20 protein-coding genes are annotated in these 25058 nt (G+C 44.4%); 7 read left to right on the top strand and 13 right to left on the bottom strand.

All coding sequences use genetic code 11. The annotated features are described in order from the left end of the window. Together AC58PQ_RS24480 and AC58PQ_RS24475 are read right to left on the bottom strand one after the other, a co-directional pair. Complete coding sequence (locus AC58PQ_RS24480; protein ID WP_497246263.1) at window positions 1-1155, bottom strand: glycoside hydrolase family 88 protein; 1155 nt, start codon at window positions 1153-1155, stop codon at window positions 1-3. A 25-nt stretch (window positions 1156-1180) separates the two neighbouring features. Further along, window positions 1181-3697, bottom strand: coding sequence for a glycoside hydrolase family 2 TIM barrel-domain containing protein (locus AC58PQ_RS24475; RefSeq protein WP_497246261.1), 2517 nt, complete (start codon window positions 3695-3697; stop codon window positions 1181-1183). A gap of 117 nt (window positions 3698-3814) precedes the next feature. On the opposite strand from AC58PQ_RS24475, the gene AC58PQ_RS24470 reads away from it, so the two are divergent. From AC58PQ_RS24470 to AC58PQ_RS24455, 4 genes are all read left to right on the top strand, one after another. Next, window positions 3815-4717 carry a helix-turn-helix domain-containing protein gene (locus tag AC58PQ_RS24470; protein WP_497246259.1) on the top strand — a complete coding sequence of 301 codons (903 nt, stop codon included), beginning with the start codon at window positions 3815-3817 and terminating at the stop codon, window positions 4715-4717. Between the two features lie 112 nt (window positions 4718-4829). Continuing rightward, on the top strand, window positions 4830-5816 hold the full coding sequence (locus tag AC58PQ_RS24465) for a GNAT family N-acetyltransferase (RefSeq protein WP_497246257.1): 987 nt from the start codon (window positions 4830-4832) through the stop codon (window positions 5814-5816). A gap of 475 nt (window positions 5817-6291) precedes the next feature. Then, window positions 6292-6648, top strand: coding sequence for a Uma2 family endonuclease (locus AC58PQ_RS24460; protein WP_497246255.1), 357 nt, complete (start codon window positions 6292-6294; stop codon window positions 6646-6648). A 543-nt stretch (window positions 6649-7191) separates the two neighbouring features. Continuing rightward, window positions 7192-7851, top strand: a complete 660-nt coding sequence (locus AC58PQ_RS24455; RefSeq protein ID WP_497246253.1) for a putative endonuclease domain-containing protein — start codon at window positions 7192-7194, stop codon at window positions 7849-7851. A 323-nt stretch (window positions 7852-8174) separates the two neighbouring features. Here the strand turns inward: AC58PQ_RS24455 and AC58PQ_RS24450 are convergent, their stop codons facing one another. Together AC58PQ_RS24450 and AC58PQ_RS24445 are read right to left on the bottom strand one after the other, a co-directional pair. Further along, window positions 8175-10010, bottom strand: a complete 1836-nt coding sequence (locus AC58PQ_RS24450; RefSeq protein ID WP_497246251.1) for an LTA synthase family protein — start codon at window positions 10008-10010, stop codon at window positions 8175-8177. A 31-nt stretch (window positions 10011-10041) separates the two neighbouring features. Then, a complete protein-coding gene (locus tag AC58PQ_RS24445) occupies window positions 10042-10497 on the bottom strand; it encodes a CBS domain-containing protein (protein ID WP_497246249.1) in 456 nt (151 codons plus the stop codon). Between the two features lie 204 nt (window positions 10498-10701). Here AC58PQ_RS24445 and AC58PQ_RS24440 point away from each other — a divergent pair, with 204 nt between their 5' ends. After that, window positions 10702-11124 (top strand): MarR family winged helix-turn-helix transcriptional regulator, encoded by a 423-nt coding sequence (locus tag AC58PQ_RS24440; protein ID WP_497246247.1) that lies wholly within the window; start codon window positions 10702-10704, stop codon window positions 11122-11124. A gap of 130 nt (window positions 11125-11254) precedes the next feature. On the opposite strand, the gene AC58PQ_RS24435 is transcribed toward AC58PQ_RS24440, so the two are convergent. From AC58PQ_RS24435 to AC58PQ_RS24415, 5 genes are all read right to left on the bottom strand, one after another. Then, window positions 11255-11734 carry a PilZ domain-containing protein gene (locus AC58PQ_RS24435; RefSeq protein WP_497246245.1) on the bottom strand — a complete coding sequence of 160 codons (480 nt, stop codon included), beginning with the start codon at window positions 11732-11734 and terminating at the stop codon, window positions 11255-11257. A gap of 763 nt (window positions 11735-12497) precedes the next feature. Beyond that, entirely contained in the window at window positions 12498-13058 is a 561-nt protein-coding gene (locus AC58PQ_RS24430; protein ID WP_497246243.1) for a hypothetical protein, read from the bottom strand. 74 nt (window positions 13059-13132) lie between these two features. After that, window positions 13133-13300 carry a hypothetical protein gene (locus AC58PQ_RS24425; protein WP_497246241.1) on the bottom strand — a complete coding sequence of 56 codons (168 nt, stop codon included), beginning with the start codon at window positions 13298-13300 and terminating at the stop codon, window positions 13133-13135. 23 nt (window positions 13301-13323) lie between these two features. Beyond that, window positions 13324-13524, bottom strand: coding sequence for a hypothetical protein (locus tag AC58PQ_RS24420; RefSeq protein WP_497246238.1), 201 nt, complete (start codon window positions 13522-13524; stop codon window positions 13324-13326). Window positions 13525-13859: 335 nt separating this feature from the next. Continuing rightward, window positions 13860-16019, bottom strand: a complete 2160-nt coding sequence (locus tag AC58PQ_RS24415; protein ID WP_497246236.1) for a hypothetical protein — start codon at window positions 16017-16019, stop codon at window positions 13860-13862. Window positions 16020-16240: 221 nt separating this feature from the next. Here AC58PQ_RS24415 and AC58PQ_RS24410 point away from each other — a divergent pair, with 221 nt between their 5' ends. Beyond that, on the top strand, window positions 16241-16903 hold the full coding sequence (locus AC58PQ_RS24410; protein WP_497246234.1) for a hypothetical protein: 663 nt from the start codon (window positions 16241-16243) through the stop codon (window positions 16901-16903). 457 nt (window positions 16904-17360) lie between these two features. Here the strand turns inward: AC58PQ_RS24410 and AC58PQ_RS24405 are convergent, their stop codons facing one another. Both AC58PQ_RS24405 and AC58PQ_RS24400 read right to left on the bottom strand, forming a co-directional pair. Next, a complete protein-coding gene (locus tag AC58PQ_RS24405; RefSeq protein WP_497246232.1) occupies window positions 17361-19766 on the bottom strand; it encodes an ATP-binding protein in 2406 nt (801 codons plus the stop codon). A 119-nt stretch (window positions 19767-19885) separates the two neighbouring features. Beyond that, the gene (locus AC58PQ_RS24400; RefSeq protein ID WP_497246230.1) at window positions 19886-20674 is read right to left on the bottom strand and encodes a helix-turn-helix domain-containing protein; all 789 of its coding nucleotides are present in this window, start codon (window positions 20672-20674) and stop codon (window positions 19886-19888) included. A gap of 208 nt (window positions 20675-20882) precedes the next feature. Here AC58PQ_RS24400 and AC58PQ_RS24395 point away from each other — a divergent pair, with 208 nt between their 5' ends. Next, on the top strand, window positions 20883-23270 hold the full coding sequence (locus AC58PQ_RS24395) for a glycoside hydrolase family 2 TIM barrel-domain containing protein (RefSeq protein WP_497246228.1): 2388 nt from the start codon (window positions 20883-20885) through the stop codon (window positions 23268-23270). Window positions 23271-23647: 377 nt separating this feature from the next. On the opposite strand, the gene AC58PQ_RS24390 is transcribed toward AC58PQ_RS24395, so the two are convergent. After that, window positions 23648-24094, bottom strand: coding sequence for a hypothetical protein (locus tag AC58PQ_RS24390; protein ID WP_497246226.1), 447 nt, complete (start codon window positions 24092-24094; stop codon window positions 23648-23650). A 208-nt stretch (window positions 24095-24302) separates the two neighbouring features. Continuing rightward, complete coding sequence (locus tag AC58PQ_RS24385; protein ID WP_497246224.1) at window positions 24303-24839, bottom strand: DUF4352 domain-containing protein; 537 nt, start codon at window positions 24837-24839, stop codon at window positions 24303-24305. Window positions 24840-25058: the final 219 nt, after the last annotated feature.

The raw sequence follows: 25058 nt of genomic DNA, 5'->3' as shown, positions 1-25058 counted from the left end.
TTAGAATATCCGTTGCTTCCAGCCTAGCAGCTTAGCAAGCGCTTCAACGTAATAGTAATCGCCATAAATGAGCGACACATTCACGTTCTGCCCAGTCGGTTTATTTCCCGTACCCTCTAGCAGAATGGCTTGGTGCTCTGGTTTATCCCATGTTGCATATTTCTGTGTGAGGGACAAAAGCATTCGTTCTGCCGCATTGCGGTACATCGCACCTTCTGTAGGAGGCAGGAATTCCGCTAGTTCAATTAACCCAGAAGCTGCGCAAGAAGCAGCGGATGTGTCCCTTGGCTCGTTCTCCAGCGACGCGTCCGCACGAAAATCCCAGTGTGCCACATGATCCTCTGGCAAGCAGGCGAGGAAGTAATTCGCCACGCGCTGTGCTGCTTGTAAGTACTGTATGTCTCCCGTGAAACGGTATACATTGGCTAATCCATGCAGTGCCCAAGCTGCGCCTCGGCTCCAAGCCGATTGCGGGCCGGCACCTTGACCGCCTAGTGATTCAATGAACTCGCCTGTCCACGGATCAAAGCTCAAGATATGGTTCACGGAGCCGTCCGCACGGATGAACTTCTGGACAACCGTATTCGCATGCGCTGTGCCAATGTGCTCAAAGCGCGGATCGCCAGTCTGTTCTGCTGCCCAGAATAATATGGACAGATTCATCGTGGAATCGACGATGGACCAACCTAGCTTATCTTGGTTCCACGCACGAAGGAAGTTACCTGCGATATTGAATCGCCCTGCCAGGAAATTGGCTGCCTGAAGTCCACGGCGCAATCCATCCTTATCACCTGTCAGCTTATGTTTAATCACGGCCGTCGGCAAATACTGGAAACCGACGTCATGATGGAAATTATTATCCCGGATGCTTGCCTGCTCAAACTTACCGTCCCACTCCCAAGCGGCTTCCTTGTAGTGCTCTTTGCCTGTCATTTCATGCATAATCCATAGAATCCCAGGCCAGAAGCCTGACGTCCACCAATCGATCCGCATATCATCATAAACGCCGTCTTCTTTGGCAACATGAGGGGATTTCTCCCCGATTTGTTCAATCATCCGATCAACCTTCACTTGCAGCTCTTTCCATACGTCAGGCAAAATATCCCCGAGCTTCTGTGCGTTATTCCACTTTGCTGCATCCATAAGTTCACTCATCCTATACGTCTCCTCTAAGTGGTTTTCACTTCACAACTTCTATAATGGCTGTTACTGTAGACATGCCTTCGCATGCAGCGCTGATGACGGATGTGTATGTCCGCTGGGCAGCATGAGCATCTTTGGATATGTAAGCTAATGAAGATGCTGGGCCACCTGCGCTCACGAAATCCGTTACCGTGATGCCAGCGGGTAAGCCGCCACATGGATCAACGTAAATCCCTGCACGTCCCCCAGCTAGTTGAACTTGTCTAGAACCACGGATCGTGCCGAGATTATCGAGCAGCTTCCCATCACCCGCTAATCCAAATCGAACAAAATTAGCTGCATCTGGACAATGGACACCTTGCGCATCATAAGCACGCACTTCGACGTAAACGCGTCCATCCGCTAAAGTCTCCGTCGTTAGTCGAATCTCCGTCGGCTCTTCCCATGACTCAGATTGATACGTGAATCGTAGCTCATCGCTCACGACCTCGCCATTACAGAGCGCTTCCGCGCGCAAATGATACTCACCTGCTGTAAGCTCCGTTTCCCAACGCAGACCGGCGCAAGGGAAATCCTGCGAATCGCGCTGCTTCACGCCCAAGCTCTCTCCGTTTAAAAACAGCTCGACCTGGTCGGCATTGGCGTACACTTTAATCATCTTACGTTCACCCTCCATGCCCCAACGAATCGGCATCGTATGACCATAGATGCGAATCATTGGCTTGTCTGACCAATAGGATTGGAACACATAAAAGGCTTCCTTCGGCGTCAGATCACGTTCGACGATCCCCTTCATGTTCAAGTACGGAATCGGTGAATCCGGCCGCACTGGCGTTGCGAAATCCTTAAACGACCATTGTGCCGCACCCGTCAGCCAGTCCATCTTATCCTGCGATTTTAAGTACCAATCGATCATGTCACAGAAATACGTTTCCGACCAATCGCCATCACGCGACACGCGCGGCTCGCCACCCGTCAATAAATAATCCCCGTCACGTTCATCCGTGACTCCGTCATCAGTATTCTTCATAAACGCAAAGCCCGTGAACGGTTTCTCCACATGACGAGTTGGTAAATTATCCGCCCCCCACTCCATATGGAAGAACGAATCCACATTTTCAAACGCTGTCTTGCAGCTCGATTCATAGTCCGTATAGACACCACGATACCAACCTGCCCAAATGGAAGGCGAATATACGTCGATAATATCTTTGCAAAATTCACATCGACGAATGGCTGTTAATCGGCTCGGATCAAGCTGATGCGATAGTTCATGTAATTCCTTCATGAAGGTGCGAATTTCCTGCTGATCAAAATGGTCAAAATCACACTCCCAATCATTCTCATTGCCTAATCCCCATAAAATGACGGACGGATGATTATAATGCTGTTCGATCATCGCTGTTAACATATCAATGCATTGTTGACGGTATTCCGGACCACCAAGACCGCCGCGGCACCAAGGAATTTCCTCCCAGACGAGAATGCCCAGCTCATCGCAGAGATCTAACACGATTCTGGACTGCTGATAATGCCCTAGACGGATAAAATTAGCTCCCATCTCTTTGATAAGCTGCATCTCTTCGCGGATCATTTCTTCCGTCATCGCTGCCCCGACTGCCGCGTGGTCCTCATGCCGATGCGTACCGCGCAGTAAGAGGCGCTCGCCGTTCAGCTTGAACGGCCCTTGTTTGAGAAACTCAAACGTACGGAAGCCGAACCGTTCTTGGCTTGTCGTTTCGCCGTCTGCACAGAGTAACGATACGGAACAGTCGAATAAATAGGGATCTGCGACCGACCACAGGTGTGGATTCGCCACCTCGAAAGCCCCGATCTCTTTCTCATCCTGCCAAGCTGGTAACGAAATCTCCGTTTGCCCGACAATCGTTCCATCTTGCTGCTTCAGCACAATCGTGAGTTGGATAGTCTCTGCAAGCTGATCAGGATTGTACAACTTGGCACGTACTATTACTTTCCCGCATCCTGCTGTCTGTCCAGAAACATCGTCCACTTGTGTTACCACATGCATCTGAGCCAAGGAAATCTGCGGTACATAGACAAGGTTCAAATAGCGATACATACCGCCATACAGATTGAAATCACTCGCATCCGAAGGAATCGTCTCGAGCTCCCGGCTGTTATCGCAGGCAATCGCCACAGGGACACGCCCCGCATATCGCTCGATCTCTTTTGCCCGCTCCATCGCTTCCGTAATATCTACCGTGAACTCATCGTATCCGCCGAGGTGGGAATCCACCTTATCGGTATAGACATACACGTCCGTTCGCTGCCCTGCACCTTCAAAATGCAGCAGTGTTCTACCCTTCGGATAAGGGTTATTTACCTCCATCTTGTTCCGATACCAGCCTTGTCCTTGATAATATTTGCAATCTGGATCCATAACATCGTACCCGTTGTACGTGTGTGGAAGCGTAACCGATTCCCATGGCACATTATAATGATTTTGAAGCTTATCTGAACGCCACACTTCCCAAACCCCGCCTAAAGATCCGCGATAGTGCTCCCATTGCTCATTTAACCGTTGTTTCAACATGTGTCGTGTCTCCTCCTAGTTGCGCTATTACATGACTCCATCGTATCAAAAAATAGGACGAAAAAGTTTAGCCCTCTTATGATAAAATGTTGTTATATTACGATGAGGAGATCACCTATGAAGCTGATGAATTACTTGAACATAAACGTGCATCCGGTGCAATTATCGTTTTTCAAAGATAGAACACATACCTTCGAAGAAGTGTTTCATGCACATCAAGGCATGGAGCTGCTCGTCGTCCATGAAGGCACAGGGTATGTCGTAATAGAACAACAAATTGTCGAGCTGAAGCCAGGCTCCATTTTCTGCTTCCGACCCTTTCAACTGCATCGCATCCGCATTCATAACCTGCCCGAAGACAGCTATGTCCGTTCCTTATTCGTTCTCGAGCCAGCCGTACTCGAAGCTGCCCTAATAGCCTTCCCCTCGCTTCGCGAGTTCCTAAGAAAGCTATGGAAGGATCCGCTAATGCCGCAGACGTTCCAAAGCGAAAGTCTTCCGGAGCTTGAAGTCTTTTTTCAAAGCTACGTGCCTAGACTTGATGCAGCAAAGGAACGAGGTCCGGAACGATTGCTGGAGGAGCAGTTGCTTTTCCTCACGGCTTTCTTGCACCAGCTCCGATCAGATTCGGAGAAAGCCGCTTTGTCCCAATCAGATGCCGTTCCCATGCTTTCACCCAAAAGCTCATCAACAGCCGAACGAATGCTAGCTTGGATCGAAGCGCATTACATGGAGCCGTTCAAGCTGGACGAGCTTGCTGCTGCTGTACACCTTACGCCCAATCATGTATCTGCCACCTTTCATCAATCCATTGGGAGTACAATAACAGAGTACTTAACCGCACGCCGGATCCGACAAGCTTGCTGGCTTCTGCGTACGACAGAAATGTCCGTGCAAGAAATTGGAGAAGCCGTTGGATTAGGTAACTTTTCGTACTTCTGTCAACTATTTAAGAAGCATGTGGGATTCACACCCTATAAATTCAAAGGGATGAGTGCCTATACCATTTTCATAGAATGACCTTCGCGCACGCTCAGAATCTTTCCATATATCCATACTTTACCATGCTGTCAGTCGTCGGGCATGTGATAATGACATCAAGAGATTATAAGCCTAAGTTGGAGGTCATATCGTGCACAATTGTGTTATTCGAAAATTGCAACAACCTGACGATTTTACGACAGTTGCACCGTTTCTCAATTTGATCTGGTCAGAACCAACAACAGCTGCACAGCTGAATGAAGACGAGGACAAAATCCCTCCTGGGAAGCTGCATTACAATGGAAAAGGAAAGTTGATGGGATGGGATCGTCCCAAATGGGTAGCAGAAAACGAGCACGGACAAATTGTCGCCTACGCAATCGCATGGCGAGCACCATGGACGGAGCCTGGCGCACTAATCTATACCCTCGTTGTTGACCCGAAAATCCGCGGTAACGGTGTGGGGAATACCCTGTATGGTGTGCTTCATCAATGGGCGCTCGAGGTCAAAGCATCGCGACTAATTGGCTTTATGAAGGAGACCGACGAGCGGTCGTTAGCTTTTGCTGAATGTCGTAACCACGTGAAAGAACGCCACACGTTCGAATCCGTTCTGGACTTGGCATCGTTTGATGGCGGTACGCTAGGTAACGCTATAAAGGAAGCCGAACAAACAGGCATTCAGTTTATTACGCTGGCGGATGAGCCAGGAGAAGCAAGTGAGAAAAAGCTGCATGAGCTATATAAGATTACGCATCAGGATATTCCAGGCAACACGGAGGACTTTCCTTGGTTCGAAGAATGGAGGAAGTGGAGCATCGAGCAAAATGGGGTACGCCCTGAATGGATCCATATCGCGAAGGATGGCGACCGCTTCATTGGCGTTGTTACGCTTCAGCAAAACGAGCAAACCAAGGCGATGTATCACGAATACACGGGTGTTCTTCCGGCATATCGAGGTCGCCGGATTGCACTCGCCTTAAAGATGCTCGGCATACAAACCGCCCGTTCCTGTGGTGCACCTTATTTGAAAACACACAATGATTCCATGAATGGACCTATGCTGCGCATTAACCGTGATCTGATTGGCTTCCGTGCGGAGCCGGGCAGTTATAAGATGGTGTGCGAGCTTCGATGAGCGAAGAAATGGAAAAGGAACTAAGAGGCGTTTTACGCTTAGCTCCTTTTTTTGTTGCATAATCCATACTGGTCAAAGATGCTAAAGTACACTTATTTTCCATCCATTCTTTAGGTCTACTTCCCATTCCCTTCCCTCCTGAAAAATAATAGTAATCATTTTGGTAGTTTGGAATCTCCAATTCGGTACGTCGCTCATGAGTATTCTCGTATGTTATACTGGGTACAAGTATTGAATGAGGAGGTTATGTCCATGAATGATAAAAACCACTCAAAACAACCCAATATGATAAAAGAACATCATGAAATATATGATCACAACGAATGTTACTAAATCATTGACGGGGTTCGATACGAATGTAAACCATCTCCGGCAATCGATCACCAAGTATTGGTAACCGAACTTTATTATGCAATAAGGACAACCTGCCATCAAAACGGCATCATTCTCGTCGCACCGATGGACGTTCATTTGAGTGAACAAAACACCGTTCAGCCAGATCTCATCTTCATCTCGAACGAAAACTCACATAATTATCGTCAACCGCAAAATAGTAGGCGTACCCGATCTTCTCGTTGAAATCCTATCGCCAAGCACGGGCAGCCATGATAAAATTCGTAAAAAATCGTTGTATGAGCGATTTGGAGTAAAGGAATATTGGATCGTGGACCCAGTGCTACACACAATCGATCAATTTAATCTTGAAGGACAGAAACTGCAACTGCACGCTACCTACGGAACAGGGGATAAACTATCATCAGAAATCATGTCTTGCCTCGATATTGATCTTAGTTCGTTGTTTGCAGCAATTGCCAGATTCCAAGAATACTAGCCGCTATTTTCGCGGTAGCGTCCATAAAATGGTATGTGAGCTCCGATGAGGACCCCCCAGTTACAAATTAGCGTTACGCAATAACTCTATTAGACACAAATAGTTCCCCACTAGCAAATTAGCGTTATGGGATAACGCTATTAACTCGATAAGTTACTAATTCATCGGAATTTAACAAAATAGTGTTACGCCATCGCTTTATTTCCTGCATGAATAGTAAAAAGCCTAAATTAAGGTGATTCACTCAGCTTATTTTAGGCCGCCACAGTGTACACCAGGAATCGCGATCTGATTGGCTTCCGTTCGGAGCCGGGCATTTAAAACATGGTATTCGAACTCCGATAAGCGTTACTCTCTCGAACTTTGGCAGACACGTCCTCCGCGGATTTCACACTATATTTTTAAACAAAATATGAAATTTCGTGACAAAATGCTTCTTTTCTTCTATAGTAGAATTTACATATAGTTGCGCGTGAAGAACACCGCTCCTCCCTGTTTGGGGAAGGCGCGGTGTTTTTCGTTTCAACTGAGGGGGGAATATTCTTGGACATATACGAGCTATGGATGGCAAAACAACGGAAAAATCTTACTGGTGAAGCTCTCCGACGATTCAACGAAGGACATGCTCACAACGAAAAGCTTTTTGTACATGATCTATGGTTGCCTGCCGTCGGCAACTTAGACTTTTTGCACGCGGAATACGAGGTCACCAATTTTCGGGACGGTGTCTTCTACTTAGACTTCGCTTATATTAGACCACCGTATTTAATTGATTTGGAAGTTGATGATTTCAGCACACATGGCAAACATGTGACTCGTCGCAGCTTTGAGTATGAGCGCGAAAGACAAAACCAATTGATGCTGGACGGCTGGCAAATTTATCGCTTCCCTCTTGATACCATCAAAGAGAAGCCGCGACGATGCCAGCAGCTCATCATGCAAGTATTAGGAAAACTTTACGGTGGTGGCGTGACTACTGATCTCAATCTGTCATTAAAACAAAGGGAAATTCTCCGTTTCGCCACACATATACAGCGACCTTTCATCCCTGAAGAGGTATGTGAGCTACTTGACATTAAGGGGCAGCATGCTCGGGGATTGCTTCACGAGTTAGTTCACTCCGAACTATTGCTTCCTGCATCAGGCTCCAATCGTATTCGTACCTACCGTCTAGGACCAAGGGCCATGCAACAGCGGTTTTAGACAACGCTACAGGTAACGCAATTTGGCACCAATGAACACCCTATTTTACAAATTAGCTTTATCCGATAACGCTATTCGGCACCAAGTGGCCCCCAAATCCAAATTAGCGTTACGCGATAAAGCTATTAACGCCAAAAGTTGGTTTTTCCTTAGGTTTTATCATAATAGCGGTACGCCATCACTTTATTTCGCATAAGAAGAACAAAAAGCCCGAACTAAGGTGATGGCATCACCTTAGTTCAAGCCTAGAGTCGCGGGAATTTCTCTCCAACTAGCTAATTCTCATTTCCCTATATACGACACTATACGCATCAACTTTCATTTCATTCACTCTCCAAACGATCTGGCAATTGTGATACATAGCTATCCGATAACTGCAGCAGCTTTAACGCATGATTAAATTCATCTTCTGTCGCAGATTGATGTTCACTAGCATTACCAGCAAGCGTATAATAGTTGCCATCCTCAAATCCTTTACCCGACATGAAGAGTTCTTCACTGTTTACAAAAGAGCCTGTAGGCAAATAATATCGTTGTGGCAAAAGGTTATAGGCTGTTTGGTTAAGTAAATCTTGACCAAAGTGTAGATAGTCGGTCAGCGGTACACCTAATAGGTTGGCAACCGTTGGTAAAATATCGACTTGACCGCCGAGCTGCATGTTAACTTGGGAGGTGGTCACACCTTCGGAAGCGATAATAAGAGGAATATTAATGAGTTCTTTTTCGCCGTATTCGTGACCCAAGATCTCCGTCATCAATGCTTTGTCGTCAGCTTTCAAAGAAAATAAAGGAAGGCCGCGGTGATCGCCATAGAGAACCACCACGCTATTCTCCCAAATCCCTCTCTTTTTCAAATCGTCGATAAATAATCCAAGTGCATAGTCCGCATAGTTTTCCGCGCGAATGTAATCCCCTACAAAGGTGCCTTCATATCGCTCAGGCAGCGTCATCTTATATTTTTCTTCAGGTATCGAAAAAGGGTTATGAGAGCTCATTGAAATAACGTGCGCGTAAAAAGGTGTAGAACTGCTTTGATACGTCGCTAATTCTTCCGCTGTTTTCCTATACAACACTTCATCGGACGAGCCGTAAAAGAAGGCATCCTCATCTTTGAAAAATTGTTTATCATAGTATTTATCATAACCAATGGCTTTATATAAATCGTCCCGATTCCAAAAGCCAACTTCATTCGTATGGAAATTCATCGTCGTGTAACCTTGTTTCTGGAGAAGCTTTGGAAGGCTCGGTAAATCCTTCTTCCCATAGACTTGTGTGGCCGCGCCATCAGGCGGTACATAGTAAGACGTGTTCACGATAAACTCGGCATCCGATGTATTTCCTTGACCAATTTGTTGATAAAATTTAGGGAAATAATAGTTGGATTGGGCCAACTGATTCAAGTTTGGTGTAATTTCTGTCCCATCAATGTTCAAGCCGATAAGAAAGTTCTGAAAGGATTCCATTTGAATGATAATCAAATTTTTGCCCTTCGCAGCGCCCTGTAAAGCTGGTTCTACAAGCGTAACTTTGTTCTTCAATGCATCAATCACTGGCTGTGTGATTTGATCTGTGCTGATTATTTCTTCTTTGTTTTGAGAAAGCAGGTTATACATTTCATAATTTAATATGCCCATTTTACTTGCTTTTACATTTTCATTAAACGAACTGCGGTTAGGAATAACACTAAGTGCACAAAGTATAAGGGATAAGCCAGCAACACTAGCAACTATTTTCATACTAATCGGCTTCCATTCTCGCGACTTAGGTTTGAAAAACGCAAAAAAGCTAACAATAACAATATCCAAATAAAACAGAAAATATTGGGGACTTATCACAGAGAAAATACTCTTTTTTACTGCTCCAACCTGTTTGGCTTGCGTTAATACATGATACGTAGCGATAACACCAAAATGCTTATAATAAATCACAAGTGAAAAAAACAAAATCGTAATAATCAGGTCAACAGCCAGATACCAGGCGATTTTATGTTTTTTCACAACATACTCGATGACGCAATACGTGATCAAGATCGCTGGTATTTCAGTTAATAGTATTCTCGCAGACGGACCTGTTTCAAATAGAATCATCCATGCTGCATAAATTTTAATGACAATGAATAATGGAAATAGAAATAATCGATGCCTGAGCCGTTCCAACATACAGAGAGCTCCTTTCGTTTGACACATTTTTTTACAAAATGGACTGGAAGGAATGCCGAATTACATCTCCCCTGCTAATGATTCCTACTAGCACACCTCGTTTGAGAACAGGTAGCTTTTTAATTCGTTTTTTACCTAAAATAGCCGCGATTTGCTCAATATTCTCTTCTACATCTACAGCAATTACCTTCTTTTGAGCTATTTTCATTACATTCAAAGGAAGCAAGTTGCGAACTCTATCTTGGAACTCATCATTGTCACCTTTGATAATAGCCGTGTACAGATAAGAACCGAATATATAATCATCATGCTTGCCGATATATCGCATAATATCCCCGTCACTAATGTAAGCGACGACTTCATTCCGATCGTTAACGACGGGAAGTCCGCTAATACGATGCATAAGAAACTTTTCAATGACTACTCGGACAGTATCATTTTCTTTTACTTTATAAACCTGTTGAACCATAATTTCCATTGCTTTCAAATTGTGTCCTCTCCCGTCTACTGTTGCCTGCTGCTCAAACAAAAAGGTTGATGACACTATATACTTGCATTATACAACTATGCGAGTTTAAGTCAATCCTTATGCAACAGTCATTCAACCCTACTTTGGAAGATATTCAAATAATCCGGCTTATGTTACGATACAAGCATAAATAAATGATAACGCCTAAAGATGAGGTACATAATGACGAAAAATCCTGTTGAAACCATTGAAGTCGAATTAGCGATATTTATACGCCGTTATATCGCAGCCATTACCAATAAAAAAGTTGGCAATTTGGATCGCGCCGCTTATCTACTCCTTCATCAAATTTCGTCACGCGGATCCGCTGGTGTGAAAGCATTGGCTGAGGAATTCCATCTCGATATGTCGACAATCAGTCGGCAGACAGCCGCTTTGGAACAAAAAGGCTATGTCTATCGGATACCGGATCCCCAAGATGGCCGCGCCTATGCCATGCAGATCACGGAAAGCGGAACGGCGGAATTGGCTTTAAACAAACAAGCTCGCTTGGAGTATCTAGCAAGGCATCTTCATGATTGGACGCTGGAAGATCAGATAAGGTTCGGTGAACTTCTGAATAAGTTTAATAGTGAGTTTCTATAAAACTCATACAAAACAGCGGCAGCCTTGGACATGAAAACAAAGTCCTAGACTACCGCTGTTTTTAATTACATTTGTATATTCACGTACCATTATATCCCAGCCTTATTTCTTATCAGAGGTAGTAATTTTATTAATTGCCAAGCAGTCCTGTGTGTTTAAGAAGTCTAAAGTAATTTATACGATCCATTTTAATGAAACTGCAATTTTGAACTAGAGGTGTCTTTCGAAGCTTCAGTGACAATTCATTAAGCAGTTTATACAATTGAGATTGATCGCGATGATCGATTTGAAAGCTCACGCCATATTCGTATAAATCTATATCATCATTAGCTAATTTTTTAAATCTAACAATAAAACCATTCACCGTGAGGGACCCCCCCAAGATTTTTGCGCTAAAACTGAATAATATGCTTGGATTAGAGGGTAATTTTAAATGCGATAAAAACCGTAATCCACTGGCACTGATATCAAGAACCAAAACTGGAGCTTGTCCAATATCCACTTCTTTTCCTTGAACTCTGACAATTGTCATGTCAGAAGCTAATGCGTGTTTAAGTTCTACACGATAGTACTGACGTGTATTTGCTTGTTTTCTTTTTGAATTAATCATTTACTAACTCCTCCGCTTCTCTACGATGTAATCTCCAAGAAAAAGACATTGTGTATTAAGCATGTTTTTTCTTGTTATTATGACTTTAAGGCATGTTCGAATGTGATGAGCGCACGAAACGATACCTTTAATAAATAAGATAGAGCAATCATGAATCCAGTCATCCGCTTCACTCAATCTCTGTGGAATTACCCAAAATCGCAATGTATGCTAAATATTATATTATCAGTTGTTCATTGAATATCCCAAAAAAATACTAAATTATCAGAAAAAAATGAACTCCTTATATATCTTCAATACTTTCAAAAATAAGTATTTTATCGATTTACTTCTCGTGAAATTAGAAATTTACGGATTTGTAAGAGGAACGGATGCCGTAGGAAATGTATCGAATCTAACCAGATTAAAAGTAAGCTAGGCTACCGCAGCAAGGATCAAGCAGGCAATACGAACAACTCAAAACCGTCATAAAATGGTTACAATTAATGCCACACTGGATTCTATGCAAAAAGAAAAACTCCCTGTCGATAAACTGAAAGTTTTTCGTCATTTCACTATTTAATTACCAAAACATTATCGATGTAAGCTTACGTATTCGCATACGTGCGTGCGCCGATCTTCTCGCTGGCGAAAGCCGTATCCGTCACACTCAATTGCAGTGCACCGTCTTTCCATATAAGGTAGGCAAAGCGATCCCCACTTTATCGAGCATTGAAACAAGTATAAAGGAACCCGCACCAGCGAGGCTCCTTTATCACTTTACTTACTTTTTCCTAAGTACTAAGCGAATCGTCCGTTTCTCTCCCGTCAGATTGAAGCGAAGAAACACCAATAGATCTTTAATCATCTTCGTCTCCACATCACCAGAGCAGCTCTCGACCGCATATCCGCTCAACTCATCATCCCAAAACACAAGCCCAAATGGTATCGGCTTCCAGTTCCCGATTTCATAGACAAGCTCGATGCGATCGCTCGTTTTCACATACGTCGTTATGAATATCGGGGGAATCTTTTCCTCGAATTCATCTTGCATATTCCACTGGCCTACGTAATTGCGGGCAAGACGCGGTTTGCATTCCCCTTTGACGAAAACCATCTGACACTGGCTGTCATAGTAGAGGAACGTATCCGGCCAAGGCCCTGCAGCCACACCGCCCAGCGCCATCGTGTAGTCATTCACTTCGGGGCGGATCGGTTTATCCTTCGTTAACATATAGGACGGTGCTGTTATCGCATTGCATTCATGATACATCGCCAATGCCTTCGGCAAGGTTGTGAGCGTTACAACGCATTGTGCAACATAGGCAAAGAATCGGTCCAGCATCCCTTCGCAGGCCTCAACGTGTGAAGCCGGAAAACTTGAAAGCGATCACTGAACTCCATTTCATGTGCCTCCTGCTATTGAAGGAAAAACACCTGCTCATTATGGTCGGTATTCTCCAAATATTCATCAAACAGCATTTGCCAATACGTAATCTCTTCACCTGTACACAGACCAGCGCGCAGCACATCATTGGGATCGGTTGAGTAGATAACAGGGCTGCCTGTATGGTAAGACAGATGCAAGTCCCGTGCCGTCCACTCGCATGCTAAGACTTGGCCTTTGCCAGCGTGTGGAACCTTGTATCGGTGGCTATCCACATACCAGGATCCCCAAGGGATCCCTTTTTCACCTCTACCAGCGATCTTGGTTGTCGCCCAAGGAAAGGCTTCTTTGACAAGAAGCCAATCTTCCTCGTAATCCCCGCGCTAACTGTCGGCTCATCATCCACGACCAGAATCTTATACATCGACACTTCCTCCTGTCAGACAACCTGCTGCCAATTATTCTCTATAATACAATGTGAGCTACTGCTTTTTGCACTGTCTATGATCAATTTAGGGAAGGTAGTGATGTATGTGATTCATCTAGGCGCATGGACGTATGAACGTATGGACGTATGGAAAAAGCGAGACATGGAATTGCTCCATGCCTCGCTTCGTCATTGTGTTAAAGCTGTAGTTAGATCCGGAAATCGTTCCTGTTGCGGTATCGATCGTTAATTTATCATAATACGTTAAACTCATGGATGTGTTGGAAGGGAATGCAATCGGCAGGAAAACGTCCTAATCAGAAATAAATTGCTTATTGGGCAAGCAAGTAAACTTTAGAAGCTTCAGCTCCGATTTCCAATGTAAAATGCAGAACCCCTGCAACATCGGATTTTGGCATAACAATCTCATCATCATCTATACTGATCAAATGATGCTGCCCCACTGGTAAACCAACGTGTGATCTATTCACACGCAACTCGACCGTTCTTGGCGTGCGGGAATCCCCGATGATGCCGGTCTCCAAATTCCCAATAAGAATATGGACAAAGCCATCACTCTTCCACAAATGAACCGTGATCGGCTGCGTAAACGGTGGTGGTTGCACGTGCGACAATTGCCGCTCAACAGACCCTTCGATCAGAAGTTGACTTACGACGGCATACGGCAAGAGATTTCCCAGTTGGTGTTGTGATAGATGCGTGCGATCAGGCTCTCTCAAATCTTGCGGTTGCCAATAGATCGCCTGATTTTCTTGGCTTTTCACCACAATCGGTGTACGATCTGTTTCAAAAATCACAACCCCATCTGTCACTTGGATCGGCTGCGTCACAGGAAGATGGATGGTGACCGCAGAAGCCATATCCTTCTCATGTCCCTGTCGGTTATATCCCCTATAAAAGCCTTGTTTCATGAGGTTATCTCTCCGTGACACTCCAGCCAATTGGAGAATATCCGGGTCGATCTGATCCGCTCTGCCAATGATGAGAAGAGGAACACCGTCACCCTTCATTCGGCAAAGAAGCCCCTTCTCTTCTTGGGACAATTGCCCTGGCACCTGCAGCAAGCAAGCCTCAGGTTCCGTGATCTCCCCCAACCATTCCATACGCGAAGCGCTGAGACAAGGCACTCCCCATTTCATCAGCATGGCTGCCTGATCGTCTATCCATTCACTGCAGTTTCGATCCGGTTCCGTGGTAGTCAACCACGCCATCATGTTCCGATTATAGATGAGCGTCGGGCCATACACATGCTCTAATTTTGAAGCGCTCCTTTGCGCAGCATTCAACTGTGTAACCAAAAAAGCGATGTCCAGCTCGCTCAACAGCTCCGCTTCCCTGTTATTCGCCCATGAGATATAAGAGCCATCAGGTACACGAATGCCCTCAGGTGTATGGACAGCCGCATGTGAAAATGCCCAAATCGCCCAGCGCAGCTTCTCTGGCACTTGATGCAGCGTATCCCAAGGTTCCCAAGCATCCCAAGTCTCGATCAGATGGTAGTGCTTGCATGGTGTGGTGCGATTACGATTCCCGCCTTCGATGACCGCGCGATGCGTGAGTAAATTAGCTAGCTGGAACGTCCAGCCTAGCCATTCAAGCCCCCACCAATCCTGCCAGGCACCGCCCCAGGTTTGATCAATCCAAATATCAATCGCGCCATCCTTCACTAAAGATTCCAAATCCACGCACCCGACCCGCCACTCAGCTACAGCGCTGATGGCAGATGAATACCCCATTAGAAGCGCATTCGGATTCCCGCGTTTCACTTCTCTAAATATCTCAATGAAGTCCTGCGAATAGCGGATCAAATTCTGTGGATCAGAAGGCCCCGTGACCCCATAAGGTCCCTTACGGTTATACACCATAGCCCCCAAAAATTGATCGCGCAGGTGAATCGCCGTAAATCCGAGAAAACGAGACAAACTCCCCCACTGTTCACCGAAAAATGTGGCAAATGACTCCCCTTCCGCTAAGCCATCAGGGCGTGATGCATAGGGATATCTATCTCCTCTAAGCGGCACGCCTGGCAGAAGATTAGGCTGTGGTGCTTCATGATCGGCATACATTTCCCCATGTCGTTCAAACCAGCTGCTTTCAATATCGTACAAATCTCCATGGATGACGAATTGTCCCCAAGCAACAAAAAGCACCCCGATATGGAAATCCTTTAGTCCTCGATCCTCCGCAGATTGGCGAAGCGCCGCAACCAGCGATTGCAAGTCGAGATAGGATTGGCCTGACCACGGCTTCATCAATTGGCTGCGAAAAGGAAGTAGATGATCCGGATTTCCGGTCCATTCGGTCACAAGGTCGATCACCCAACCGCAATTCAGAATGACCCCCTTTTCGCCGCTAATATCCTCAAATAGTGGATTCACTCTATCCATAAAGGCATGGACTTGCTCTACAATAGCATGGAGTCTAAACCAGCTTAAATCTATCTCGATCCATCGATCGGTTGTTATCAACATCGCGTATCACTACCCTTTCAAGCCGAATCTGGCACGTGGTTTAATCCAACTTTACCAACCTAGCTGGGGGAAGTGAATGGCTTGAAATTGGAGGAATCTGTAGTTTTCTTTTCAATATAACAAATACAGATTTATTTCGAAATCATGGACAAAAAGGAACACATAACCTCGTTGTTACTACTAAATTAGTACGAAGTAACCACGATGAAAGGGTGAATGCAATGAGTTTCTTTTCTGCTTTTCTTTCCAGCTATGTTACTGAGATGCAAAAGAAATTAGTCGAAAAAGCAGCCGAGAGTGCTATTGATTTAATGATTGATTTTTTCAAAAATGCCGTTGATGCCACTACACGATGTGCTTGCGGTTCAGCCTTAGTCTTATTTCAAGCGAGTAAAATGATGAAGCTGTATCGTATTGACAAGCAGAAATTACTACAGTCAGCAAAGCTTAGACTCTCTGAAGAACTTTCACATGTGTCTTACTTTGTATGCTCCTCTTGCTACAACACTTATTTGGTTAAGCCTTCCACTTCCACCACTTGTCAATTAAAGCGCGGCAAGCCTTATATGACACTTAGCTCCCCATTTGGGATTGAACATTATTTTCACAAAAAGATATACCCGACTGAACTTACCTTAGATCAATTGTATGAGCCTACTTGCTTATGCGGAGAAGACTTATTGTATTTTGTAACCAGATTTCGTAGTATTCAATTATTTGCGATGAATAAACAAGGCGAAGTCGAGTCAGACAGCAAGTCGAAAATCGAAAATTTTGAGATAGAAGTCCTGTATTGTGCTCATTGCAGTAGAAGTTTCATTCCGTACTTGTTAGACAAGAATGTTTATCGAAGCGCAGCGTCGTTAACTGAACCTACGGAATAGCAAAAAGAGAAAGGCTGTGGCGAAATGAGCCACAATCGTTCGCCCTCGCGCTGTAACGGTGAACATCATGCTTACAGAAGATGAAGAAAAGTTGCGTGTAAGCATGAATGGTCAAAAATGCGAAAGTACACTTATTTTCGAGGAAAACTTAAAGTGGTTAATTCGAAAAAAAGGATGCACTTTTGCATGTTTCACGGCTGCATTCCCAACCTGAACAAGGTGAATTGGAGGAATGTCTTCCTCCAATTCACCCTGTAGCGTGCCCCCCGCCACATACATGGCTTTTGGGACACCCTCTTTAGAGCCAGCGCCCCAGCAATCCCCGCTGAACCTGACGTGTGTCCGCTTCCCGCCAACCTCCAATATCCCCTTGCCAAGAGGAAACATGCGCCATGACATGCAGAAGTGTACGTATCTCTACGAATAGGAATATTTTTTATCATAAATATTTATTCTCTTACGCCCGCTTCAAACCAAGAATCTCTAGCAAAATGCCCGATAATTGGCTGGGCGGATACGGCTTAACAAAATACATATTTGCCCCGATTTCCTTCCCCTTTGCAATCTCATCCAGAGCGGAAGAAATGAAGATAGGCAAATCATTTAATTGGGGATCTTCTTTGATTTGATGAATGATTTCCCAGCCGTCAATACTGTTGTTCAACATGATGTCAACAATAACCGCATCCGGTTTATTGTTTGGCATGGCATTGAGCGCTTGTTCGCCAGTCGTATAATGGATGACTCGAAAGCCTTTCTCTGTCAGCTCTTCGGTGAGCAGCTCCGTTAAGCTGATATCATCTTCGATGAGTACCACGGTTTTACCTGTGGATTCAACTGCAGCTGCGGCTTGCAGCTCGGCCTCGATGATGATCTCAGGCTTAGGAATCAAGGGAAAGCTTACGCGGAACGTGCTTCCTTCTCCAAGCTTAGAAGTAACGGAAATTTCACCGCCATGTGCTTCTACGATTCCCTTCACAATGGCAAGGCCCAACCCCGTTCCGCCGATTGCTCTCCGATCCGAATTATCAATCCGATAAAACTTCGTAAATAGCTTCGGAATTGCTTCTTCAGGAATTCCCAATCCATCGTCCGTAATATCAATAACAGCTTGCTTACCTATACGGTAAAGCTTAGCCGTAATACGTCCACCATCTGGTGAGTATTTGACCGCGTTGCTGACGAGGTTCATGAATAGCTGTGTCAGATTATCCTGGTCTCCGGAGATGACATACGGATCATTTGGCATTTGAACCTCGAAGACATGCTTGTTGGAACTTCCTTGCTGCAACATGAATACACTACTCAACACCTCGTAAAGGTCAACAGGATTTTTCTGATGAGTGGACTTGCCTGATTCCATCCGTTGTACATCCAGAAAGTCATTAATCAATGATGTCAGACGGACCGTCTCTTGATGAATGGTTTTTACATATTTCTGTTGCTTCTCTGGACTTGTCTCTTTGGTCAACAACCGTTCAGCAAAGCCTAGCACACTGGATAGCGGTGTCCGAAGCTCATGGCTAACGGTACTTACGAACTCGGACTTCATTTGATCCACTTCGGCTTGTTTCGTCATATCTCTATGGACAAAAACAGTCCCGATTCTAGTTGTTCCCCTAAACAACGGCTCCGCATAAGCCTCAATAACACGTCGAATCGGATAATCGATTTCATAGGTGTAAGTCCTTTGATCCAAACCATCTTCGTTAACCTGTTTGATCATAAATTGCTTTAAGTCCGTGCTTTCGACTATTGAACTGGATGCGGAAACGAAAAATTCACTTAACTGTATATCAGACATCGGCTGATGCATAGGGATACCGAATATATCACGCATCGTTGAGTTAGCTGATACAATAACGCCGTCGACATTGACGAATTGAACGCCTTCTTTGATCGTATCCATAATGTCTCTAGATAAGGCCCTTTCTCTGATCAGCAGATCTTCGTTTTCTTCCATTTTGCGCAGCATATCTTGAAGTTCATCTTGCTGCATCTGAAGCTCTTCCTGTTGGGCAAGCAGCTCTTCATTCTGCGAAAGGAGCTCTTCTTCCTTCACTTGAATCTTCTGGAGCATCGTTTGAAAAGAATGATTGAGCAGTCCAATCTCATCCTTCCGATTGTCCAGCTCCAGCTCAACCGACTGACCTAATGTCACTTTTTCTGCATTATCTGCCAGCTTGCGCAGCGGTCTGCCGATGTTTTTGGCCATATTCGATGTCATAAATATAATGAAAACTAAGATACCAAACACATACGCAAAGAAAACATAATTGAGATTGGCTAAAGTCTTAAACAAGCTCCGGGCTTCCATTTCCGATTGGGACGAGATTTGCATGGACATGTCATTGATATTCCCTAACAGATCATAGATCGTGGTCCCTACTCCGCCACTACTTCCAGTCGGTGCGCCTGCTTTCACTAAGGCCATAGGATCCTCATTATGTGCAAGCTTTACATATTTCGGAAATACATTGTCAAAATAGTTCTTCTCGAATGACTTTAGCGTTGTGAGCAGTTGTTGCTCCTGATCCGTTAATGGAAGCTTCGCAAATATCTCTAACGCTTGCTCAAGCTCTGGCTTTTCCTTCATAACGGCCTCATATTCGAACTCCTGGCGGAAGGCGTAAAAAGCCCTGGCATGTAAAAAGATTTGATTGTAATGGAGATAAATCGAGGCAGTAGCCTTCTCTTTCTCTTGTAACAGTGTAATCCGTTCCTGGTAGGACTGTTGGACATTATTTCCAATGAGGGAAACGCCAATAGCCCCAACCATGACGAGTATTGCGAAAAACAAAATCATTCTAACAAACCGGCGAGAAAGGCTCGTTTTCATTCCGACTAGTAATATGTTCGCCATTCTGTATCCCCTTTAATCTGCTTTTCTACTTCCTCAATGATCTCGTTTAAAAATGGCGATCTGCAATATTCGATAAGCTCATAATTGTGAATTCGGTAATAGACTTCAAACTCCTTTATTTATAGCTCTAGCTGTTTTTTATACTGACTTGGCGGGATTCCTACTGCTTGGCAGAACACCCTGCTAAAGTATAAGGGATTCTCATAGCCGACAATCGAGGCGACTTCTTTCACATTCAAGGAAGTTTCTGAAAGCAGCTTTTTAGCTTCATTGATACGGATACCAGTCACATATTTGCCTGGCGTCGTTCCCGTTACATCCTTAAACTTATGAATAAATCGAAACAGACTCAAGTTGCACCTTTTGGCAAGGTCTGAGACGATCAGATTCTGACTATAGCTTTCATGCATGATTTCCATGATCTTATGAATGTCGGCATGGTGGTCCACTTTCCTTTGGTTTTCCGTGTGTTGCAGCCTTCTGCCTAGTAGAGCCATCAAAGTGAACAAGTAGGCTGTTATCAAATGGTGACTAAAGGGCTTATTCATATTCAGTTCTTGGATGATTTTTTTAAACAGTGCAGCCACTTCATCCACCTGGCCTACCGTATGAATAGATGAGTCAAGAAGCCCACATTCTTGCAAATAATCATGCGCACCATGCCCGGTAAAATGAATCCAATATGCCTCCGTGGCATCTTTCACGTAGTAGGTGTAATTTTGAGGTTCATTGGGTGAATATATGACGATTTGACCTTGATACACCTCTGTCGCTTGGTGATTGAAGATGAAGTTCCCTTTCCCGCCCACAAGATAAATCAATTGATAATCCACTCTGCCCTGCTCTCGTTCCCGCGTTAAATCTCTCGTCATCAGCTTCTGATATCCGCAACAATTGACAGTCAGCAAACTGTCATTCCTCTCAACCCCATGTTCAAACCAGTCTTCAAGCGCATTGCCAGATATATTTATCAGCGTGATCACTCCATTAGCAATTTTGTGCATGTAACTAGCAATTTGATTTATTCACTAACTCTCATTGTAATCTTATAATGAAAGCGCGACAACGAATAATCTTGCAATTTTATGAATGCTCAGATGTGAAGGGAGAACGACGATGAATACGAGCAGAATCATTGAAAATATCAATTTGAATTGGAAGTTTTTCAAGGGAGATGAACCCAAAGCTTGGTATCGTGGATTTGAAGATTCAAGCTGGCGTGATGTGACCCTTCCGCATGATTGGTCCGTTGAAGAACCCTTTTCGCAAGAGCATTCCAGTGGCACTGGTTACTTGCCGGGCGGCATGGGGTGGTATCGCAAAAACTTGGCTTTACCTCAGGAATTAGCAGGCAAACGCGTCTATATCACCTTCGAAGGCATCTATAACAACTCCCAAGTATGGTGCAACAGTTATTATCTCGGGAAGCGTCCTTACGGCTATAGCAGTTTTACCTATGAGATCACGGACTTCATCTCCTTCGGGAAACTGGACAATGTGATTTCCGTTAAGGTTGACCATAAAGATATTGCGGACTCCAGGTGGTTTACCGGGTCTGGTATTTACAGGGATGTTTATCTCACCATCACCGATGCGATACATATCGATCAATACGGTGTATTTGTCACCACGCCGGAGGTCTCCGAACAACAAGCAACGGTAGCCGTTCATGTTCGATTAGCCAATGAGATGGCGACAGATGAGACGATTGAAATTACAAATACGCTTCGGAATGCCGACGGAGACCTGATCGATTCGGTAGCAGACACTAGAATCGTACGGAGTGGCTCCGGTACTGAACTGGATCAAACGATCAAGGCGAGTAACCCTAGCCTATGGTCCCCTAGCTCCCCTAACTTGTACGTTTTAAGTACGGAAATTTGTAAAGACGGCGTAGTCATCGATCATGTGAACACTACCGTGGGAATTCGATGGTTTGAATTTGATGCGGAGAAAGGGTTCTTCTTGAATGGCGTGAATATGAAATTAAAAGGCGTTTGTGTTCATCATGATGCAGGGGCGCTTGGTGCCGCAGTCCCTGCCAAAGTATGGGTGCGCAGACTTCAGACACTTCAGGAAATGGGCTGCAATGCCATTCGAATGAGCCATAATCCACCCGCTCCGAACTTGCTCGATTTATGCGATTCTATGGGATTCCTGGTCATCGATGAAGCCTTTGATGAATGGGAAGGCGTCAAGCACAAATGGTCCACGGGCCATAATGTTTACCCACCCAAGCATTTCGGCTACTATGAGGATTTCCCGCAATGGAGCGAACTGGACATGAAGGAAATGGTTTTGCGGGACCGGAACCATCCTTCCATCATTTTATGGAGTATAGGAAACGAAGTGGATTATCCGAATGATCCTTATTGCCATCCTTATTTCCAAACGATGACAGGCAATAACGATGCGAACAAACCGGCGGCTGAACGAGAATATGATCCGAAAAAACCGCAAAGTGACAGGCTGACTACGATTGCCAAACGCCTCGTGACCTATGTGAAGGAATGCGATACGACGAGACCTGTCACTGCCGCTTTGGCCTTTCCGGAATTGGCGAATTTGATTGGCTATGCGGATGCCCTTGATGTGGTGGGCTACAATTATAAAGAACATCTCTACGAAGAAGCGCGGCAGCAATATCCGAAGCGCGTTACATTTGGCAGTGAAAATGGCGCCAGCCTAGAGGCATGGCTCGCAGTCAGAGATAACGATGCGATCTGTGCGCAATTTATTTGGACAGGAATCGATTATATGGGTGAGGCCAAAGGGTGGCCCGTTCGGGCTTCACAGGCTGGATTCCTTGACCTTGCCGGCTTTAAGAAATCCAGCTATTATTTCCGTCAGAGCCTATGGAGCCAGGAGTCGATGGCCTTTCTCGCCACTGCAAGTACTGGTGATCCCGCCTACGCAGGTAACAAAAGATGGCATGGCGGTGCTCCCCATTGGAACTGGAAACAGGGCGAACACGTAGAGGTCATCTGTTATACGAATTGTGAAGAAACGGAGCTGTTCCTTAATGCAAAATCGCAGGGGACGAAGACGCTCAAGGATTCTCCGCTTGGCTACCTGACTTGGGAGGTTGACTTTGAGGAAGGAACATTGCATGTCGTTGCCAGAGGTCCTGAAGGCATCCACTGTTCCTCTGTGTTGGAAACAGTCTCAATACCGGAAAAACTCGCCATGCTTGTGGATTCAACGGAATTGAGCACTGATGGACAGGATATAGCCCACATTGAGCTTCAAATCACCGATTGCGACGGGAAGCCCGTTTATTTGGCAGATCATCTGATCCAACTGTCCATCGAGGGGCCCGGTGAAATCATAGGCTTGGAAAATGGTGATGCGCAGGATCTGGAGCCATATAGCTCTACATCTAGAAAGGCTTATCATGGAAAGCTGCTTGCCTACGTTAGAGCCGGCATCACGCCTGGCCAGATTATCGTGAAGGCAACTGCACAGGACTTGATGTCCACTAGTGTTGCCATTCAAGTCAAATAGCGTTCAAAATAAAGAGGCTCTCCTTTGAGTAGGAAGCCTCTTATATTCAATCTACTGTCCTTCCTTATTTGACACAACATCAAGAAGATTATGTAAATAAGCGATACCGCGTATCTGTTCAACCCATGTATTATCAATGTATGGAAGCCTAAATTTCAATATTCTGCCCATTAAGGGAGTAAGGGCTGCCGTTCATGTGATAGCCTGTTGTAGATTTTGTGATATCGTTTGCCGTTAGTTGAGCCAATCAGCGCATTTTAACTGCCAATCCCAAGCTGATTTGAATTCTGATACAAGAACTATCGTTTCTCGTTTAGCGGAATGCCGAATCATTTAGAAAATTTCAATAGCTAAGAATTCCTTAATTTCCTCTTTGTCTATTCCTGATCAAGATCCAAATTCATTTCACCTAATTCCTCATTAAAATAGCAAACTCCATTACTACATCCATATGTGATTTTATTACCAAAATCATGATAGAAAACTACTTCTTCAAAATCACTAGGTATCGTCTTTTTAATTTCGTTTATCAAAGCTTCAGATGCCCTTTCCGTTTCCATATCTCCTTTACCGTTATAACCAATAGCTGTTCCGCTAGGCCCTTCGTAAATCGTGAAAATCCATGAATTTTGATTGTTATCTTTGACTTGAATCACATATGTGTAAGCATTGGAAGCATTATCTGTTTTATATACAGGTTCTGCGAATAAACTAATTAATGATCCCCTAAACTTTGCACTTTCTTTCCCATATTCAACTCCTGGATATGCAAAGAATGAACTGCCTATTAAGTTGTGATCATTAAGTGCTAAATATTTATACATGTTATTCCTCCATTTGTTGTATCTCAAAATAATTTTTTTTTAATCTCTTGCGCCGATTCCGATGTCAGCTTATAGAGATTAGTGATTCCCTTTTGAATTGGTGCTATTTTCACTTCTTGCTTTTCTTTATCAACCCAGACAAAGTAAGAGTTTAATGCATCATGTTTCTCTGCTGACAATTGATTCTGCGTTAGCGTCTCTTCTTTGCTTAATCAAGTTGAATGGTGAATGGAATGGGATCCTTATCGGTTAAAACTTTTTTATATTCAATTTGAATTTGATCTGCAAATATCCATATATCATCGAAAACGATTTTCCCTTCTTTTGTTGCTCCTGCCTTGATGCTTCCCTTTAGCCATTCTTCATCCTCATAAGGATCGGAAGCTGTAGAATTTCTGCCCGATTTGATATGGGTAAAATCTAAGTTATCGATGGACAGTGTCTTGTTTGAATGATTGGTTACTTTGACACCAACGTACACGTCCCTTGTTAACATAAGGGGTAACATTCCGAATGAGCTCATTTTACCGCCCGTAATCTGAATTTCGAGTTGATCGGGTGTAGTAATAGTTGTAGGTTTCACATTGGATGGAAAAAAATACCACGCGAAAAACTTAAATATGCCAAATAGGATGGCTGCTATTATTGCTAATCCAACAAGGGCGCTAAAGCATCCAGGACTTCGATTGTCTTTTTGCTTCGACTCTTCTTGTTGGTCTTGGTCTATTGAGTCCGACTGAGTCATCTTTCAATGTTCCTTCCTTGAATAAGAATACATATTATCAGCATGCCCTGATTTATACACTGATACGCAGGTCGACAACCCGCTTAACTATGCTTCTATAACCTGCTATAACCTAATAAAAAGAAACCGCCATTCCTAGTTAAGGAATAAGCGATATTTTGTCTGTGGCGTTTTCACGATGACAGCCTCAATTTGTAGTTGATTGAACTAATGTTCTGC

The sequence above is a fragment of the Paenibacillus sp. J22P143 genome, assembly GCF_059692035.1.
The sequence above is the reverse complement of the archived record's forward strand: the minus strand, read 5'-3'. Positions and strand labels throughout refer to the sequence as shown.

Coding starts and splice junctions, on each gene's coding strand:
- AC58PQ_RS24390 (WP_497246226.1), bottom strand. CDS start 24,094: ATGTATAAATATTTAGCACTTAATGATCACAACTTAATAGGCAGTTCA.
- AC58PQ_RS24405 (WP_497246232.1), bottom strand. CDS start 19,766: ATGGCGAACATATTACTAGTCGGAATGAAAACGAGCCTTTCTCGCCGG.
- AC58PQ_RS24470 (WP_497246259.1), top strand. CDS start 3,815: ATGAAGCTGATGAATTACTTGAACATAAACGTGCATCCGGTGCAATTA.
- AC58PQ_RS24430 (WP_497246243.1), bottom strand. CDS start 13,058: ATGCTGGACCGATTCTTTGCCTATGTTGCACAATGCGTTGTAACGCTC.
- AC58PQ_RS24385 (WP_497246224.1), bottom strand. CDS start 24,839: ATGACTCAGTCGGACTCAATAGACCAAGACCAACAAGAAGAGTCGAAG.
- AC58PQ_RS24410 (WP_497246234.1), top strand. CDS start 16,241: ATGAGTTTCTTTTCTGCTTTTCTTTCCAGCTATGTTACTGAGATGCAA.
- AC58PQ_RS24420 (WP_497246238.1), bottom strand. CDS start 13,524: ATGTATAAGATTCTGGTCGTGGATGATGAGCCGACAGTTAGCGCGGGG.
- AC58PQ_RS24395 (WP_497246228.1), top strand. CDS start 20,883: ATGAATACGAGCAGAATCATTGAAAATATCAATTTGAATTGGAAGTTT.
- AC58PQ_RS24480 (WP_497246263.1), bottom strand. CDS start 1,155: ATGAGTGAACTTATGGATGCAGCAAAGTGGAATAACGCACAGAAGCTC.
- AC58PQ_RS24450 (WP_497246251.1), bottom strand. CDS start 10,010: ATGTTGGAACGGCTCAGGCATCGATTATTTCTATTTCCATTATTCATT.
- AC58PQ_RS24440 (WP_497246247.1), top strand. CDS start 10,702: ATGACGAAAAATCCTGTTGAAACCATTGAAGTCGAATTAGCGATATTT.
- AC58PQ_RS24435 (WP_497246245.1), bottom strand. CDS start 11,734: ATGATTAATTCAAAAAGAAAACAAGCAAATACACGTCAGTACTATCGT.
- AC58PQ_RS24475 (WP_497246261.1), bottom strand. CDS start 3,697: ATGTTGAAACAACGGTTAAATGAGCAATGGGAGCACTATCGCGGATCT.
- AC58PQ_RS24415 (WP_497246236.1), bottom strand. CDS start 16,019: ATGTTGATAACAACCGATCGATGGATCGAGATAGATTTAAGCTGGTTT.